This window comes from Paenibacillus sepulcri, assembly GCF_042647105.1.
In the GTDB taxonomy this organism is placed as follows: Bacteria; Bacillota; Bacilli; order Paenibacillales; family Paenibacillaceae; genus Paenibacillus_Z; species Paenibacillus_Z sepulcri.
This window is the reverse complement of record NZ_JBHRUP010000001.1, coordinates 7,937,351-7,955,052: the sequence shown is the minus strand read 5'-3', so window position 1 is coordinate 7,955,052 and position 17,702 is coordinate 7,937,351. Positions and strand designations below refer to the sequence as shown.

Annotated in this window: 15 protein-coding genes and 1 pseudogene; 7 read left to right on the top strand and 9 right to left on the bottom strand. The window is 51.2% G+C overall.

The features are described from left to right. Positions 1-140 precede the first annotated feature (140 nt). Genes ACFOLF_RS34485 through ACFOLF_RS34465 form a run of 5 tightly spaced genes read left to right on the top strand, consistent with a single transcriptional unit; the run spans position 141 to position 5,152 of the window. Positions 141-851, top strand: a complete 711-nt coding sequence (locus tag ACFOLF_RS34485; RefSeq protein WP_210045385.1) for a cytochrome c biogenesis CcdA family protein — start codon at positions 141-143, stop codon at positions 849-851. Positions 852-885: 34 nt separating this feature from the next. Further along, complete coding sequence (locus tag ACFOLF_RS34480) at positions 886-1,449, top strand: TlpA family protein disulfide reductase (protein WP_379113430.1); 564 nt, start codon at positions 886-888, stop codon at positions 1,447-1,449. Between the two features lie 44 nt (positions 1,450-1,493). Further along, entirely contained in the window at positions 1,494-2,645 is a 1,152-nt protein-coding gene (gene msrB / locus ACFOLF_RS34475; protein ID WP_379113428.1) for a peptide-methionine (R)-S-oxide reductase MsrB, read from the top strand. A gap of 21 nt (positions 2,646-2,666) precedes the next feature. Continuing rightward, a complete protein-coding gene (locus ACFOLF_RS34470; protein ID WP_210045386.1) occupies positions 2,667-3,437 on the top strand; it encodes a response regulator transcription factor in 771 nt (256 codons plus the stop codon). Beyond that, complete coding sequence (locus ACFOLF_RS34465; protein WP_210045387.1) at positions 3,434-5,152, top strand: cache domain-containing protein; 1,719 nt, start codon at positions 3,434-3,436, stop codon at positions 5,150-5,152. The genes ACFOLF_RS34470 and ACFOLF_RS34465 overlap by 4 nt, the downstream gene beginning before the upstream one ends. Here the strand turns inward: ACFOLF_RS34465 and ACFOLF_RS34460 are convergent. The 4 genes and pseudogenes from ACFOLF_RS34460 to ACFOLF_RS34445 all read right to left on the bottom strand — a co-directional run. Beyond that, complete coding sequence (locus tag ACFOLF_RS34460) at positions 5,133-5,354, bottom strand: hypothetical protein (protein WP_210045388.1); 222 nt, start codon at positions 5,352-5,354, stop codon at positions 5,133-5,135. The genes ACFOLF_RS34465 and ACFOLF_RS34460 overlap by 20 nt on opposite strands. Before the next feature lie 4 nt (positions 5,355-5,358). Further along, complete coding sequence (locus tag ACFOLF_RS34455) at positions 5,359-6,387, bottom strand: S-layer homology domain-containing protein (RefSeq protein WP_210045389.1); 1,029 nt, start codon at positions 6,385-6,387, stop codon at positions 5,359-5,361. A gap of 72 nt (positions 6,388-6,459) precedes the next feature. Continuing rightward, positions 6,460-6,888 carry a dockerin type I domain-containing protein gene (locus ACFOLF_RS34450; RefSeq protein WP_379113459.1) on the bottom strand — a complete coding sequence of 143 codons (429 nt, stop codon included), beginning with the start codon at positions 6,886-6,888 and terminating at the stop codon, positions 6,460-6,462. A gap of 39 nt (positions 6,889-6,927) precedes the next feature. Continuing rightward, positions 6,928-9,645 (bottom strand): annotated as a pseudogene (locus ACFOLF_RS34445) (rhamnogalacturonan lyase family protein); the annotation flags it as partial. Between the two features lie 371 nt (positions 9,646-10,016). Here ACFOLF_RS34445 and ACFOLF_RS34440 point away from each other — a divergent pair. Then, positions 10,017-11,348, top strand: a complete 1,332-nt coding sequence (locus ACFOLF_RS34440) for an MFS transporter (RefSeq protein ID WP_210045391.1) — start codon at positions 10,017-10,019, stop codon at positions 11,346-11,348. A gap of 164 nt (positions 11,349-11,512) precedes the next feature. Here the strand turns inward: ACFOLF_RS34440 and ACFOLF_RS34435 are convergent, their stop codons facing one another. The 4 genes from ACFOLF_RS34435 to ACFOLF_RS34420 all read right to left on the bottom strand — a co-directional run bounded on the left by ACFOLF_RS34435 (position 11,513) and on the right by ACFOLF_RS34420 (position 14,653). Further along, positions 11,513-11,956, bottom strand: a complete 444-nt coding sequence (locus ACFOLF_RS34435; RefSeq protein ID WP_210045392.1) for a hypothetical protein — start codon at positions 11,954-11,956, stop codon at positions 11,513-11,515. 47 nt (positions 11,957-12,003) lie between these two features. Continuing rightward, positions 12,004-13,008 carry a stalk domain-containing protein gene (locus ACFOLF_RS34430; protein WP_210045393.1) on the bottom strand — a complete coding sequence of 335 codons (1,005 nt, stop codon included), beginning with the start codon at positions 13,006-13,008 and terminating at the stop codon, positions 12,004-12,006. 143 nt (positions 13,009-13,151) lie between these two features. Continuing rightward, complete coding sequence (locus ACFOLF_RS34425; protein ID WP_210045394.1) at positions 13,152-13,925, bottom strand: ChbG/HpnK family deacetylase; 774 nt, start codon at positions 13,923-13,925, stop codon at positions 13,152-13,154. Between the two features lie 137 nt (positions 13,926-14,062). Beyond that, a complete protein-coding gene (locus ACFOLF_RS34420) occupies positions 14,063-14,653 on the bottom strand; it encodes an acyltransferase (RefSeq protein ID WP_379113426.1) in 591 nt (196 codons plus the stop codon). Positions 14,654-14,845: 192 nt separating this feature from the next. Here ACFOLF_RS34420 and ACFOLF_RS34415 point away from each other — a divergent pair, with 192 nt between their 5' ends. After that, positions 14,846-15,955: a GerAB/ArcD/ProY family transporter gene (locus tag ACFOLF_RS34415; protein WP_210045395.1), complete on the top strand. Its 1,110-nt coding sequence runs from the start codon at positions 14,846-14,848 to the stop codon at positions 15,953-15,955. 115 nt (positions 15,956-16,070) lie between these two features. Here the strand turns inward: ACFOLF_RS34415 and ACFOLF_RS34410 are convergent, their stop codons facing one another. Continuing rightward, positions 16,071-17,678 carry an extracellular solute-binding protein gene (locus tag ACFOLF_RS34410; protein WP_210045396.1) on the bottom strand — a complete coding sequence of 536 codons (1,608 nt, stop codon included), beginning with the start codon at positions 17,676-17,678 and terminating at the stop codon, positions 16,071-16,073. Between the last annotated feature and the right edge of the window lie 24 nt (positions 17,679-17,702).

Here is a 17,702-nt window from a genome sequence, read left to right as displayed (position 1 = left end):
TGCATTCTAAGATCTATTATTGTCAATTAAGTGACTTTCATGACATCACGACATCATCATTTCACAGAAACTGATTATCAGAGCACATACCAATCATGCTGGAAAAGTCGTAAACTGGAAGCAGCAAGGAGGTCGTTGCCGTGTTGACGGAGCAGGTATTCATTGGAAGCGTGTTTATTGCAGGTCTGCTTTCCTTTTTCTCACCGTGCATTTTGCCGTTATTGCCTGTTTATATCGCCCAGCTCGGAGGCGCTGTCCCGGGAAACGATATGAATGAGGTCAAATGGGGAAAGCTGCGGATTCATCCCCTCCTGATCGGAAACACGCTGTTTTTTATTCTCGGAATATCGTTTGTTTTTGTGCTGCTTGGTTTCGGCGCAGGGGCGCTCGGAAGCATCATTAATACTTCCTGGTTTATCGTCATCTGCGGAATCATTGTCATTGTCTTCGGGATCTTTCAAACGGGTGTTATCAAGCTGCTTTTCATGCAGCGCGAGAAGAAACTGACGCTCGGGCGAAGTGGGAAAAAGGGCTTTGCCGCCTCCTTTCTGCTTGGGTTCACATTCAGCTTCGGCTGGACGCCGTGCATCGGTCCGATACTCGCGGCTGTGCTCAGCCTTTCTGCCAGCGAAGGCTCGTCCGCCCTGGGCGGAGGTTATATGCTCATTTATGCGCTTGGTTTGGCGATTCCATTCCTGGTCCTATCAGTCTTCTCAGATCTGCTGATAGGAAGGCTGAGATCGCTCAATAAGCATATGCCGATGTTAAAAGTGGTTTCCGGCATCCTGCTTATTGTGATGGGGGTTCTGCTTATGACGAATAAATTGAACATGATTACAACGATGTTTTAATGGCTGTACGCACAAACAGAAGGAGGTTTTACCCATGAGTAAAGGAAAATGGCCGGCGGCCGTCATTGGCCTGCTCTCCATGCTGCTGATCCTTGCCGCTTGCGGGAATAAGGACAGCGCGCCGAATGCGCAGACGGCACAAGCAGCGCAGACGGTAGTGAACAAAGGACCTGCAGCCCCGTTGTTCGATCTCAAGGATCTGGACGGGAACGAGGTTACATTGGCCAGCCTTGCCGGGCAAAAGGTGTATGTGAAGTATTGGGCTTCCTGGTGTCCGATTTGTCTGGCCGGGATGGACGAATTGAACACCTTGGCCGGTCAGAGCAATGATTTCAAGGTGATCACGATCGTCAGCCCTAATTTTAAAGGCGAACAGTCCACGGAGGATTTTTCGCAGTGGTTCAAGGGGCTTCAGGCTGAGGAAACGGGCAGGAACATTACCGTGCTGCTGGATGAAGGCGGAAAATGGGCCCAGAAGTTCGGGATACGAGGATATCCCACTTCACTCTATATCGGCTCAGACGGCGTTCTCGTCAAAACAGCACCGGGTCAAAATTCCAATGACATCATCACCAGTACATTTAAAGCGATTTCCTAGCGTGTCGCTTAAAGACTTATCCAAATTCAAAGGGAGGGAATAACTTGAAACGACTTTTATGTGCAGTCTCACTGCTGATGTTTCTGTTTGTTACAGCCTGCGGCAGTCCGAAGGAATTGATCAGCCTATCCGCCTCGCAAGCGGCGGGGGCTGCGGATTCTTCCATTACAACCGCGTCTGCTGCGGAGACAGGACCAACAACGACCAGATCCGCAAACCCGAATGACAAGATCGATTACTCCCAAAGCGACCTGCAAACCATCTATTTGGCGGGAGGCTGCTTCTGGGGTATCGAAGCTTACATTTCCCGCATTATTGGCGTACAGGACGCAACCTCGGGATATGCTAACGGAACAGGCGAGAACCCGACCTATGAAGATGTGGTTCGCGGTGACCGCGGGTTTGCCGAAACGGTAGAAGTAAAATATGATCCCAAACGCATTCAGTTGCCCGACCTGTTGACCGATTTCTTCAAAGTCATCAACCCGACAAGCGTGAACAAACAGGGGAACGACGCAGGCATCAATTACCGCTCGGGAATCTACTATGTCAATGACGCCGACGCATCCGTCATCAACGCAGTCGTAGCCAAGGAACAGAAAAAATACGATAAAAAAATCGTCACCGAAGTGCTGCCGTTAACGAATTACTATTTGGCTGAAGACTACCATCAGGATTATCTGGAGAAAAACCCGGACGGCTACTGCCATGTCGACCTCAGCATTCTGGATGAACCGGTAAAAGTCGATCCTTCTCTATATTCCCGTCCAAGCGACGAAGTACTGAAAACAAAACTGACGGATATCCAGTACAAGGTCGCGGTTCTCGAGGATACGGAGACTGCCTACTCCAACGAATACTGGGATACATTCGATCCCGGAATCTACGTCGATGTCGCAACGGGCGAGCCGCTGTTCTCCAGCCGCGACAAGTATGATGCGGGCTGCGGATGGCCCAGCTTCACGAAGCCAATCGATCCGGATGTGGTAACATATGATGAAGATACGAGCTTCAATATGGTCCGCACGGAAGCCAGGAGCCGCGTAGGCGATATTCATCTGGGCCATGTGTTCGATGATGGGCCAAAGGAGACGGGCGGGAAAAGATTTTGCATCAACAGCGCCTCCATCCGGTTTGTGCCGCTCGACGATATGCAAAAAGAAGGCTACGGATATTTGCAATCGGAAGTCGAATAAAATTCAAGGAGTCTAAAGCCGATGTATAAGCTGCTGATCGTGGAGGACGAGGAACTGGTCAGGAATGGAATCAAACGGCTCGTGCCGTTCGAGACGTTCAGCATAACGGAAATCATGGAAGCGGATAATGGCGAGAAAGGGCTTATGCTCTTTCTCGCCCACCGTCCCGACATCGTACTGCTGGATATTAACATTCCCAAGATGAACGGATTGGATTTTGCCAGAAAAGCCAAGGAACTGAAGCCCAATGTCAAAATCGCCGTCATTACGGGTTATGATTATTACGATTACGCGGTTGCCGCCTTGAAAATCGGCATTGATGACTATGTGCTGAAACCGGTATCCAAAAGCGACGTATACGAGGTGCTGCGCAAATTGGTGGCAAAGCTCCAGAACGAGCAGCAGCAATCCGAGCTGCAGCATCTGGTCACCGAGTATAAAACGACGCTGCAAATGACGGACGAATCCGACAGCAAAGCATCCATCGCCCAAATCGTCGAGGATAATGTAGCCAATCCGGATTTCTCGCTGGCCATGCTGGCCGGTCAGAAAGGATTTAGCTCCGGGTACATGAGCGTCCTGTTCAAAAGGCTGTTTAATGTGTCTTTTCAGGATTACCTGCTGGCTGCCCGTCTGGAGCGCTCCAAGCTGCAGCTGCTTATATCCGACTTGAAAGTGTATGAAATCTCATCGGCCGTAGGCTTCGACAACCCGAATTATTTCAGCGCCGCCTTCAAGAAGAAATTCGGGCTCTCTCCCCTGCAATACCGGGAAAGGACCAAACACTCGTGAAGCGATTTCCCCGCTCCCTCCAGTTTAGAATATCCTGGATCTATATGCTGATCAGTTTCGTGACGATCGGAATCATCGGGGCCGTTCTGTACTTTGGCATCTCCCGGGTGGTGCTGAATGATTCCATTCAATCATCCAATATGGCAATTTCAAAAAGCGGCACTTTGGTTGAAATGTATATCGACCGGCTGAAGGTGCTCTCCACCCTGCTTGCCCGCAGTCCCCAAACGATCCAGACCCTCTCTTCGCAAACGAAAGCCGGAGAGAAGGACGAGCTGCAGTTTATCAATAATGTGCTGCTGTCCGATTCCTATATCAAGTCCGTCGTGGTCATCGGCAAGGATGGGTATGTGCTGTCCAATGAGAAAAAGCTGAATATGCGGCGTTCTTCCGATATGATGAACGAGCCTTGGTACGTCGCGGCGATCAACAGCACGAACCCCGCGCTCACCTCTGCCCGGATGCAGAAATTTTCGATGGACAAGAATAATTGGGTCATCTCGATGAGCCAGGAAATTAAAGATGCGGACAACCGCAATCTCGGCGTTGTCCTTCTGGACATCGAATATAAAGGCATCGAGGATTATTTGAACGATTTGAAGCTTGGAAGCAAAGGTTTTGCTTTTATTATCAATAGTAAAGGCGAGATTGTTTATCACAAGGATCCCGCTTATTTCACCGATCAGAACAAGCAGGAGCAGCTAAGGAAGATCAGCATGTCGGAGCAGGGCTTTGACCAGACGCAAAATTTGCTCGTATACAAAACGAAGCTGCAAAATTCCGACTGGACGCTGGTCGGCGTCAGTTCCCTGGACGGCCTGCAGCAGGTCCGCAACCAGCTGCTGCGTTCGTTCGCCATTGTCGGGCTGGGACTGCTGCTGCTTATAATCGTGGTATCCCCCTTCATCGCGAAGAGCATTACCCGTCCGATCCACCGTCTGGAGCAGGCCATGCAGAAGGTGGAGACGGGCACGCTGGAGGTGAGCGTACCGGAGACCGGAGTGACGGAGGTCCAGGGGCTTGCGCAGCATTTCAACACGATGGTGTCGGAGATCCGGCGATTGATGCAGGAGATCGAAACGAAGGAAAAGGCGCTGCATGCATACGAGCTCAGCGTGCTGCACAGCCAGATCAATCCGCATTTTTTGTATAACACATTGGACACGATTGTCTGGATGGCGGAATTCAACGAGAGCGAGCGCGTGATTTCGACGACCAAAGCGCTGGCCAAATTTTTTCAATTGTCGTTGAGCGGCGGAAGTGAAATGACTACGATTGAAAATGAAATGAACCATGTCGCCCAATATTTATTTATCCAGAAGGAACGGTATGGCGAAAAGCTTCATTACGATATTCATTTTGACCCGGCATTATCCGCAAAGGTAATTCCGAAAATCATTTTGCAGCCTCTCGTCGAAAATGCGATTTATCATGGCATCCGGGAAAAAGATGGCCCCGGCTTCCTGCAAATTACATGCGGCAGCACTGCTGACGGGAATGTAATATTCGTTGTGAAGGATGACGGAGTCGGCTTCGATCCGGACTCGCGCAAAGAGGCTGCGGGCATCGGAACGTCGTCTTCCCTGCCCAAATTGGGCGGCGTCGGCATCAACAATGTGGACGACCGCTTGAAGCTGTATTACGGCAGGGAATATGGCGTCACCCTGCAATCCAGCCTGGGGGAAGGAACGACTGTCACGATCCTGATTCCGTGATAGCGATCACAACTGCCGCTTCTTCAAGCAGCTCGGGCCTGTCGCCGCGGCGGCCATTGCTTTCATTCGCCGCGCTCATTTTACCTGAACATCCCCATACTTTGTTTCCGATCTGCCGAAAAAAGGCCGCTTGCACGATGAATACCATCGTGCAAGCGGCCTGCCATTTATTATCTTCGACTATCCCCCGCGAATTAGTCAAACAGCTACCCTTCCGACTTATGCAGCAGATTCAAGATAATCGTCACGGCTTCAGCACGTGTAGCGCTGCAGGAGGAATCAAACAGATTGTTATTCTTGCCTTGAATCAAGCCGCTAGCCTTGGCAGTAGACACTTCCCGGTAAGCCCATGCAGGAATTTCACTGTCATCGGCAAAGCCCGCCGGTGTGTCTTCTGATAACTCGAGATGCGCGGTTCGAGCGATCATAACCGTCATCTCTGCCCGGGTAATGCTGCTGTTCCAACGGAACGTGCGATCCGAATAACCGATAAGGATGCCTGAAGCCGTTGCAGCCGCAATATGCGGTGCTGCCCATTCAGGAATTTGATCGGCATCGGCATAACTCAACATCGTCTCCCCTTCGGCAGACAACGGAACAGCACGCGCCAGCATGGCGGCAAATTCCGCTCTGTTGATCCTGGCGTCAGGACGGAAGGTATTGTCCGGATAGCCATTGATAAAGCCGATACCGGCTGCCTCCTCTACGGCTGACTTTGCCCAATGGCCGTCAAGGTCGCTGAAGGACCTGGTCTGTGCAGATGTGATATGCAGCACGGCTCTGGCCTGCGGTGTCTCTACGACAGATTGGACCTGCGAATCGACGAGCTTGATTCTTGTCAGGGTGATAGCTGCGTCACCCGCGCCTTTGGCTTCGAATGAGAATGAGGCAATATCGGCGGCGCCTTTCTCACCTTGTGATTTGCCGAGCTTCGTGTGCGCGAAAATGACCTCGCCATCATCATCCGAATCCGGGACAGAAAAGCCTGGCCAAAGGGCAGAAGCGCTCTTGAACCGGATGCGACCGGGATCATAGGTCAGACGAATTTCATAACCGAACAAATCCTCGAGCTGTTCGCCTTTCACCGTAACCAGCACTTCCTCACCGGTTTCCATCGTAGATTGGTTCAATGACAATGCAAAAGAAGGCTTGCCCGCGCCTGCAGCTGTGAATGGAAACATAGGAAGACCCAGTAGAAGTATCAAACTGAAATGAATCCATCTTCGATTTATCATGCAGCAGTCCTTTCAGGAAGCAGCCGGGAGGAGAGAAGCGGCTTCCTCTCCCGGCCAGGCCTATTCCCCGGCTTATTTCCAGTTAAAGATAAGCACAGCGAGTGCGACCAGGTCGGCGATATCGATCACGCCGTCATGATTCATATCAAGGTGCTTCACTTGATTCCAATTGGCGTCAGCCGATGTCGCACCATAAGCCTTGGCCATAATAGCCAGGTCGCCGATGCTCACTTGAGCGTCATTGTTGTAATCGCCAGGGGCTGCGACGATAACGCTTGCCTTGAAGGCTTGCAGAGCTTCGCTAAGCTTACTCACAGCCTGCTCAATCTGCGTTTGCGTCGATGCGGCGTCAGCAGCAACTTGCGCTGCCTTGTCAATCGCGGCCTGCAAGGTTGCTTTGGAGCCTGCAGGATATTGACCGGCCATGCTGCCTTCTACCGCATTGTCCTTCACATTTTGCGCTTCCGCAATGAGAGTGGTCAGCGCCGACTTGTCAATCACAGTAATTTGAACCTCGTGAGAGGATCCGCTGCGTATGGACTCTTCGCCCGAGCTGTTCGAGTTGATCAGCTTGCTGACAGCAATGCTGGTCATTCCCGCACCCGCTGTTTGCCTGGCTTTGAAGCTCAGCTTGATCAAATCACCGTTCGGATTCGTTTGTTTATCGCCAAGATGAACAGCTAATATCCGGAGTGATCCAGGCTTATCATCATAACCGGCTATGACAACCTTCTGCTCGTCCAGCGAAACCGGCGGCGCAGTAACCTCCAGCTTATCTGAATCATAGGCAATGGTGATATCCTGCGCGACAACCTCATCCTGGACGTTATTTAAACTGAACGTAATATCGAATGGCTGGCCCGCCACGGCAGCGTCAACACCGTTCAGCACACCGCCGCTGGACACTTCATTCACCACCGGGGTCCAGAAATCGAGTACCTTGACTTTGGAGAAATCCGTATCGCCTGCAAAATAGTAGCTGGTGTAATCCGCCTGGTTATAGACGGTTTGCTGCCCGGCAACCTGCAGTCTGTATTGAGCGTCATGCATCAGCGTATGAAGCTTGTGATCGGTTACGCTTGTGCTCATATAGATCCTCAGAGCAGAGCTGTCCGCCGTTCTGACAAGCAGCTCCTCTCTCCAATCGCCGAAAATATCGGCAACGAGGTTTGGATTGCCTTTGGTCGAGTTGTTCGTTCTCGTGCCTGCTGCTGTCAATACGGTGGAGACGGATGGATAACGCTGCTGGATGGTCGGTGTCGAGTTCCCTGAGCCGTCAATGAGCTGCGTTGTCATATCCGCATTCCATTTAATGCTCATGTTCGTTCCTGGCATCCCCCCGCTCACGGGTGCGCCAGTCGCGCTCAATAATGATACCGCCCACGTTTCCAAGCCTCTGACATCGGGATTAACGTCGCCGATCATGCCGCGGCCCGTGTCTCTGCCCGTATAAGCGCCATAAATAACTTCACCGGTCCGGGCATCGCGCATGGTATAGCCATAAGGCACGCTCGTTGCCCCCTCATGCACCATGAAAATCTCGAGTCCCGCACGATCCGGATCGATATCCGCGACATGCAGCATATCGCCATGTCCAATTCTGCGAATCTCGCCCGGCGCCTCGCTTGCTGGAGGCATAGCGCCTGATGAATTGTACATGACCGTACCGTCGTCATCAATGGTCGAAGCGGCGTAGATGATTTCCTGCTTGCCATCGAAATCTACATCCGCAACGCTCATGGAGTGACCGCCCTGCGTCGTCAAGCCTTCATAGCCGGGATTCGTGCCCGGTCTGCCATGCGGAGTATCGAAGAATGGATTCGTCATTGGCACCCAGCCGCTGTCGACATTCCAATACTCCTCCAGATGCTGGCCATTCCAGCTGTAAGCAACCATGGTCACTCTGGTGTATACGCCTCTTACCATAATAGAATAAGGTTTTTTGCCATCCAGGAACGCAATGCCGCTCATGAAACGGTCCACGCGATTGCCTGGTTCAACTCTGCCAAGCGCATAGTCTCCCCACATGAGACCGTCGTCCGTGCGTCCCGTCTTGAACCGGATGGTCTCCATTTCATCGCCGGTTGCGCCATTGAAGACGGACAAATATTCCGGTCCTGTCAGGATGAAGCCATCGAATGTCCGCAATTGATTGTTCGCACTCCGTTTAGGGGCAAGAACATCGATATAATAATCCGCCAGGGTCCGCGCATCTTCAACTGACAACGGATATGGATGGATTGGCATAGGAGGCAGCGCCTGGCTGCCGGTGAAGAGCGCTTCCAACGGGCGGAATGCCTCTTCAATGGTTGCCGGCCAGTGGCCTGCGACAACCTCCGGATGGTTCTGGTAATCCTGGAACATCCGGACAAGATGGTCGTAGTAGTCAGCTGCGCTGTAGCGGTAGTCGTCCGTATTGCTGTAGCCGGCAGCGATATCTTCCGGCAGCATGGTAATGTATTTCTCCGAAGCGACATTGCCCGCATCGTCATATTTGATGACTTTTGTGCCGGGAGCTGTCTTGAACATAATTTCCGCTTTGCCGTCGCCATCAAAGTCATAGACGTTGAATTGGGTGTAATGGGCACCTGCCCGAATATTGACGCCAAGGTCAATTCTGTAGAGCAGCTTGCCTTCCAGCGTATAACAATCGATGTATGTCTTTCCCGTGTAGCCTTTTTGGGAGACGTCCTTCGAGTTCGAGGGGTCCCATTTGACGAAAAGCTCGTATTGGCCGTCGCCGTCAACGTCGCCAACGCTTGTATCATTTGCCGAATACGTATAGTTTTCGCCTTTCGGCGTCGTGCCGGGTGCCGGAACTTTAAGCGGAACATCCAGATAATTGCTTGCCCACGGCTTTACGATACCGCTCGCATCCGTCTCTTCGCCATCAACGACGGCAACGACAGAATACTCGCTTGCCGCCGTTCCGGCAGCATCCAGATAGTTCGTGCTGTCTGTGACAGTGGCGATCTTCTCACCGCTCCGGTAGACGTTGAAGTTCGTCCCTGTCAGACCCTTGTCCGAATATCCCGTTACCTCGTGGCCCAGCAGCCTCCAGCTCAAAAACACGCCATTGGATACTTTGGCAGCTGTCAGTCCGCGATCCAGATACTCCAGCTGATACCCGTTTTTGACTGATGATTGGCTGACTTGTGTACTGGCTGCCGCAATGCCGGAGATGCTGCACAAAATCAATGATGCCCCCAAAGCTGTCGTCAGCGTTTTCTTGATGAAGGAGAATTTCCTTGAAACCATAGCGATCACCTGCCCATCTTTTTAATTGAATACCTGCAATAAAGCGGTTGCAAAATACTCCCTTCAATTTCGAAGCATAGATGAGAAGACGATTATAACAGGTTACAAACTTCAAGAAACCGCTTTCACCCCTTATCAAAAAATTTAACCGCCACAATCGAGGAGATTTGTTTCCATTATAGATTTTCAACGGGAGCCTCAAAATAGAAAAAACAGTGATAAACTTAAAAAAAACAGTGATAGTTCGGCGATGGCGAATCCTTCGTGCGCCTTAAGCTTTATTCTCAGTGGACATCAATGATGTTATGATGACGATAGACAAAATGAATGCGCGATTTCAATACCATTACATGGGATACTGAGGTGACAAATTGTTTCGTTCTCTGATGGATACTCTATCTCCCTTACGCAGCCGAAATTTCCGGATCTATTTGGGCGGTCAGGGCGTATCGATGCTCGGAAACTGGATGCAGGGCACTGCCCAGGCCTGGGTGGTGTGGCGGTTGACCGGCTCAACGGCCGCACTTGGAATCGTTGCCATGCTGAATACGCTTCCCGTCCTTCTGCTCGGCCCGTTCTCCGGTGTATGGGCAGACCGGCTCGACCGCCGAAAACTGCTGATTTACACCAATATACTGGCTATGATCCTCGCTGTTATCATGGGCGGGCTGGTATATACGGGTGAGGTGCGTATCTGGCATGTCTATATTCTCGCGGGTATTCTCGGATGCGTGAACGCCCTGGATATCCCTTCCCAGCAAGCCTTCATCGGCGATCTGTCCGGTGTTGAGCATGTCCGCAAGGGATTTACCCTCAACGCGATTATGGAACAGGTCATGCGGATGATCGGGCCATCGGTGGCAGGCTTGATGATAGGCGGTTTCGGAGAAGCCCCGGCCTTCTGGCTGAATGGGCTTAGCTATGTGGCGGTGATTGCGAGCTTGTTCTCGGTAAAAGCCACTCAAGAGCGGCAGATCAGCGCAAGCAATCCGCTGATGGATTTTCGGGAAGGTCTCAGCTTCGTCCGAAGGAAGCCGCGGATTCAGGATTTAATTCTGTTCACGGCGATGACAACCCTGTTTGGCTTCGTCAATACGCAGCTTTTTCCGGAAATCGCTGATCATCTGCTGCGCGGCGGACCGGAAACGCTGGGTACGATGATGGGGGCTTTCGGAGCAGGCTCATTCTTCAGCGCGCTGCTGCTGACGCCAATCCTGCAGCGGGTGCGGCGGACCGGACTGGCGCTTGCAGCCATCATTGCCTGGTCCGGCTTTTGGTTCGGCGCGTTTTCGCTTTCCAGCTGGCTGCCTTTCTCCTTGCTGGCCATCTTCTGCGCGGCTTTCGCCCAGCCTGTCGTATTGACTACGGTTAAGGGGCTGATTCAGGTATTGGCCCCTTCGAACATGCGGGCCCGGGTATTGAGCCTTCAGGTCATGATTGCCGTAGGCACACAGCCCATATCCTCATTAACGGTTGGATTTGTCGCTCAACTCGTTGGCTCTTCGTATGTCATAAGGACCAACGGGATGCTTATGATCGTTGCAGCCGCTTTGCTGCTGGCGTTCCGCCCGGCGCTGCGGATTTGGGACCCGCTGGATGAAAGCGCAGAGCCCTCAACCGTGCCGATCGAACCCAAGCAGCCGTTAGATCCGTTAAAGCCCGGCGATCATGTGATGACGAAGCCGGGAACCAAGACGTTGTGAATGATTCTTGCCCGAACTGTAACAATTTCAGTTAGATGACGGGCTGCCAGCCAATTGCTAAAAGCCATGTTTCTACCAATGAGTAGAGAAACATGGCTTTTTGATTCATTCGAACGATGCGAGTCTGCCGCGATGTAACCACCTGCATGTTTATTTGAGTGAAATCACGCGGCTTCTACAACAATACTGTCAAAATAAGTATCACCCATGTATACCTCAAGCCGCCACTTTCCCTTTTTGGTGCCGTCCTGGTCAAGATTGAACTTGACGCCGCCCTGCGCGTCTGCTCCAACCTTGTTTTCTGTCCTTGTGACCTCCCAGTCGGAGTACAATGTCTCTATCGCCCCCGTCTTCTGGTGCACACCCATCAACTTGAACGTATCTGCTATTTCTTCCGGCTTTCCCCAAAAATAAATAGTGAAGTGTCCGCCTTTTGATATAACGCTATTGCCTCGAGGAACAAATCCCAACCGGTTTTCTTTTCCGTACATGGTCAATCCACCGGCTTCGAAGGTTCCGCTTGGTTCCCATTCCCGATCATAGTTTGAAGCAGAACATGCGGTAATCAAAATCATTAAGCCGACGAGGATAGTCATTCGGATAAACATAGCGATCCTACTCCTTTCCCCTTCATACCCCCTGCTCTTGCCGCGAACTAATTTCGTTCAAGCTCACCATCCTGTCCAAGCCTATAATAATGAATGGCGGGGTGGTCGTCGAACACCTCATTCTTTTCATATAAAGCTAATTGCGCATCGCCTGTGTCTGTAGGGGTAATATCCCAATTGGCCAGGAGCAAATCATATTCTTTGGCGAGATTGCTGTCGACAAATCGATCATCCCGGTACTGCAGAATATGAGGCCATCTTTCGGTATGCTCCATCTGGGGATAGTCAATGGAATAACCGATTTCAATCCTGCTGTCGGCATCCAGATCACCAGTCCGGACCTTTAAATTATCTTTGGTCAAATCGATGGGGGGAACATCCAAAGCGATCCGGTGAAACGGCTCGTGAGCATTCGTTCGATATTCGAAATAGACAGGAGCTGTGAAATAATCCGGATTGTTCTCATCATAATTCGTGACCATCCTTGCTTCATCCTTCACTCCATCCAGGTTCAGATCGGTTTCAAATTCGCGGAGCACGGTAAAATGCTCAAACTGAACCTCACCGGTTTCGGGAGGTACATCATATTTAATATTCGGGGTGATCGTCAGGGTCATGCTCCGATTATCCCATTTCAGGCTGTGCCCATAATATTGGGCCACCTCTTTGATAGGAATATAGATTTTCCCGTTCATTGAAATGATTGCAGAAGCAAGCATGATCTTTTCTCCATGATCCGTAAAATAATTCTTTCCCAACTGGAATTTCAGATGCTCCTCTCCATCCCCGATATCACTGTCATAAGATACTGTCTTCAAATCCGGGTTCCACGAAACTCCCCTGGAATTGACGAGAAAAGGCAAACAGTTCTGCAAACCCAATGAATCCGCATACATATGACCGGCTATGAGCTTGCCCCCAATCGACTTATCCCCTCTAATTAAAGTATGTATGATTCCATCTTCTGCTGCGGCTTGGCCGGCATGTACGGGAAAACTAAGCGTCAGACACCAAAATGACAAGAACACTATCGATAAAGTTAATCTTTTCATTGGAACAACCACGCTCCCGGGAATCAGAAATTTCGGCGGTCTCTCTGCCGATCGAATTGAATAGAGCAGCTGCCGAAGCACGATGCTCCCCTTCCATTTTTGTTATGCACTGAACCACAACAGAAGCCTGCTTATCATTCCGATCATGGTACATGCACTTCATCATACCGGGCCGGCACGATACCATTGAGCTGACAGAATGAGAGAACCCGCGGATCGGTGAATATTCGCCTTTCCCATTCCCGCTCACGCGCTACAGTCTCTCCATCGTATCCAAAATGTCCGAGAGTCCGCATCTCCTCATTGTCATACGCCGGATGACCGACCAGCACATAGCTCCCCGGCTCCGCCGCTGCGAGCTTGGCAATCAGCTGATCAACGGGATCGCCAGGCACGGAATCGACCTTGGGCAGCCTGCGGTGCAGCTCCAAATCGTTAATCAGCCCTTCCGCACCGCACCACATCGCGAAGGCTTCCCGGAAACCGTCATTCACCCAATCAAAACCCATATGCAGATCCGCATACCGGACGTTGAATCCTGCCCGCCTCACTTTGTTGAGCTGAGCCTGAATCTCGGCCATCATTTCCTCAAGCCGCGGCCCGTGATCGCACAGCTCCCTTGTCGTCTGGAAGAAGGTGCCGTCTGCAGCAACAAGGGTCGGCACCTCTTCGGGTGTCAGCACCGGACCCCACCGGACCCGGTCCCATTCCGCATTCAGCACGGCATGCAGGCCGAAGCATAATTCCCGTTCGCCAGCCAAAAGCTCCGCCGCATCCTCAAGCGCGGGGCAGACCGCCATCACTGATGTATTTTTCAGAATACCTTCCTTATATGCTTCCAATATTCCGCGATTTGCAGATTTGCTGCTTCCGCAATCGTCGCCTCTTGTAATCAGCCGTATCCGTTCATTCCCCATGAAATCACACCTGCCTCACTGGAATTTTTCAGAACCTTCTTTACATTTTTAGACGCCAACAGGAATGAAAAAGTTTCCCATATTATGTTTTTTAACTCCTATTATATTTTTAACTTCGAGCCGCGCTGATCATTTGTTTATTTCCTGCTTTTGACGACTTTGGCCGGAACCCCTACCGCAATACTGTAGGGAGGAATATCTCTTGTGACGACCGATCCTCCGCCAATGACGGAGCCTCTGCCAATGGTTACTCCTGCGGTTATGCTGACCCTCCCCGCGATCCATACATCATTTTCAATCGTAATGGGCAGCAGCTCATGTCCTTGCTCCCGGATCGGACGGTTGGGATCATCGAAGCGATGGTTGCCGGCAATGATGATGGCATGTGAAGCAATGCGGACGTCATCGCCAATGACTACCCTCCCCTGCTGCTCATCAGGCAGACCGTATCCGACGATGTTGGAATATGCCTGAATGGAGCTGTGTTTGCCGACGGTTACATTTCCTTGAAGCAGCACGCCAAGGGCGATGGTGGACTCTTCACCGATTTCGAGCCTGCCTTCACGCGGGTTTATTTTGGCTTCGGGGCTAATCAGGCAGGTACGGTGGATGACCGCATTGCGATGCCGGTTTGCGAGCCAGTATCCCACCTTGCAGCTGATTCTGCGTCCCAGCGTTTGTTTATCGGGCATGCTGTACGCCCCGTCCAGGAATGTCCATAAGCTCATAGCCGCCACCCTCCTGTTTTGAATGATGACTCCATTATAAGACCGGGAAACCCTTTCAACCATTCATACCGCAATCATTATTTGCACGAAATGCCTGTCACAACTTCAATTTGGAAGGAATGCGATACATAAATGAATGAAAAAAATGGAAGCCTACCTATATCATCGCTTATTCAGAGAGGAGAAGATCAAATGCGTCCAATCACCGCGGTTCAGGTAGCAGCAATTGTGACTAGTTCCACGATTGGAGTCGGCGTTCTCGCAGTTCCCCTTCTGGCTGTTCGCACAGCAGATACGGGAGCTCCGCTTGTCACATTGCTCGGAACACTGGTCGCATTATTCGGGCTGTTCCTTGTTACGGTACTCGGCATCCGTTTTCCCGACCAATCGATCATCCAGTACAGCGAAGATATTATTGGAAGAGGCATCGCATTTGTGGCTAGTTTGGGCATTGTCTCCTTCTTTAGCATATTAATGGCACTCATCTCCCGCGAATTCGGGGAAGTGGTCATCACCTCCATATTAAAAAGGACTCCATTGGAAGTGACCGTCCTTGCGATGCTGCTGCTTGCGGCCGTATTCGCCAGAACGGATATCGTGACGTTCGCCAGCATCCATCTTTTTTACCTGCCTTTTATTATGGTGCCAGGCTGGATCATTGTATTGTTGTCTCTGAAAAACTCCCGCGTCCTGAACCTGCTGCCTGTATGGGGAAATGAGCATCATGAGCTGTTCTTCGGAATATTAACGATTGCTGCCTTGTTTCAAGGCTCCTTCATCATCACGATGGTCATCCCGTTCATGAAAAAACCAAAGAAAGCCTATTTATCAATGATTTGGGGCTGGTTTATGCCGAGCTTTTTCTTTGTACTCACTGTCATTTCAGCTGTGGCCGTATTCGGACCTGAGGAAATCAAATTATTGATGTGGCCGACATTGGAATTGGCGAAAACAACCGCACTCCCAGCTAACATTTTGGAACGGCTGGATGCAGCGATTCTGGCGGTATGGGTGACCAATGTGTTCACGACACTGCTGTCGATTTTTTACCTTACGATTAAATCGATAACCCAAATGTTTCATTTGCAGAATCATAAAATGTTCGCTTTTTGCTTGCTGCCTTTTATCTTTCTGATTGCCATGCTGCCGCAAAGCGTGCTTCAAATGTATGAGTTCGTCGAATTCTTCGGGAAGATAGGGTTGTTTATTACGATCTGCTACCCTATCTTGCTGCTGCTCATTGCGGTAATTCGCAAAAAACGCGGAAAACCGGTCGCCGTCAATGAAAACGGCAGCAGCTAGGACAGACGAAAGCTTCGGGTTTCTTGCTCTGCACCAAAAAAAGTCTAAACCTTGGATAACACAGGTTTAGACTGATTAAGATTTCTGAACTCTTACGGAGCTTCAGCTCTTTTTCTTATTGAATGCCCTTTTCGTCGAAATAAGCGGTTGCCTGCTCTTTCACATACTCCAGAATTTTATCTACCCCTGCCGCTTTCAGCTTGCTGCGGTATGTCTCAAGCGCCTTCACCGGGTCGGCCACAAGACCCATCATGAGCGGCTGGCCGTATTGCTTGATCACCTGGTTCACGGCTGCCTGCTGCGCCTTCACCGGTTCATAGTCCATCGTGATCGGCTCGAAGATGTTAGGCTTGCTTTCCGCCTCGAACTCCTCATTCAGCGCCTGCATGCCGTCCCAGCCGCCTTTTTGTGCCAGCATGTTCGCTTTGTTGCGCCAGCCCCAGCTTGTAATGTCATAATTCTTCCAATCCTTGGTCACCGCTACTCCCGCAGGAGGCGAGACGAATGTTTTGCCGTCAGCCTCGATTGAATAATGCGTGCCCTCGATGCCGTATGTCATCAGCCGGAAATAAGTGGGATCATTGCGCAGCTTGTCGAGCACCATAAGCGAACGCTCTGCGTTCTGGGCGCTCTTCGGAATCGCCATGGCGTTGGCCATCGGAAGCGTCGGAATGGAATAATTGTGGAATCTGGTGAACGGGAAGTAGCCAAGCTTGTAATCGGGGTTCGTTTTGGATACGTCCGTAATAAAACCGCCGGCTCCCGGAGCATTCCGCCAATAGACGGCTCCCGTGCCTGCCTTGATCAAGTCCCCTGCTTCCGTCTGGGAAGACAGCGTGTTGGAAGCCCAGAAGCCTTTATCCGCCCAGGTTTTCATGCGTTTGACATATTCCTCGAACTGCGTCGTGAATGGATAGGCAACGATATCCCGCGGATTGTCATAGGAAGAGGAAGCAATGACGCTGCTCTCGCCGCCGTAAATCTTGAAGTCATAGTAGTCCTGGAACAGGGTGTATACTTCATTCCAGGCTTTGCCGCCAATCGGCGTGACGCCTTTCTTGTTCGCCTTCACGCCGTCCAGATAAGCTTCAATCGAATCCAGATCCGTAATCTCCGGCAGGTTCAGCTCTTCCCGCCAGTCTTCACGGTAGACGAGGCCGTTCGGCGTATACTCCGGATTCGTGTTCGGCACGGCGTAGATTTTGCCCCCTACGGTTGCCGTGTCCCAATCCTCCTTGGGCACTTGCTCCCAGGTTTGCGGCATATAGGTTGGCAGCAGGTCGGTCAGATCCATAAATGCGCCTTGTTTGGAATATTTGTAGAAATCCGCCCAGCTTGAAGCAAACAGCATATCCACCTTCTCGCCTGAGGCGAGCAGCAGATTATATTTGCTCTGCCATTCGTTCCAGGAGGTAAAGTTCAATTTGACCGTCGTATTCAGATCCTTCTCCAGCATTTTGTTCCATTCATCCAGAACCTTCGGCGTGTCCGCATGAGCGTCTCCAAGCAGATACCATATGAGTTCGACCTTCTTCGATGTATCCGGCTTGGCCGGGTCCTGGCTTTGGGCGTTGGTCGTGGAAGCATTGCCGTCAGGCGGCTCGCTTGCGGCGGCGTTCGAACCGCCATTGTTTGAGCCGCCGTTGCTGCACGCGGCGAGAAGAGCCGCTGTCAATGTCAGCGAAATGGCAGCCGTCGCCCATTTCATGCGTTTGAAGAACATGTAATATCCCCCTTTTGATTGGCT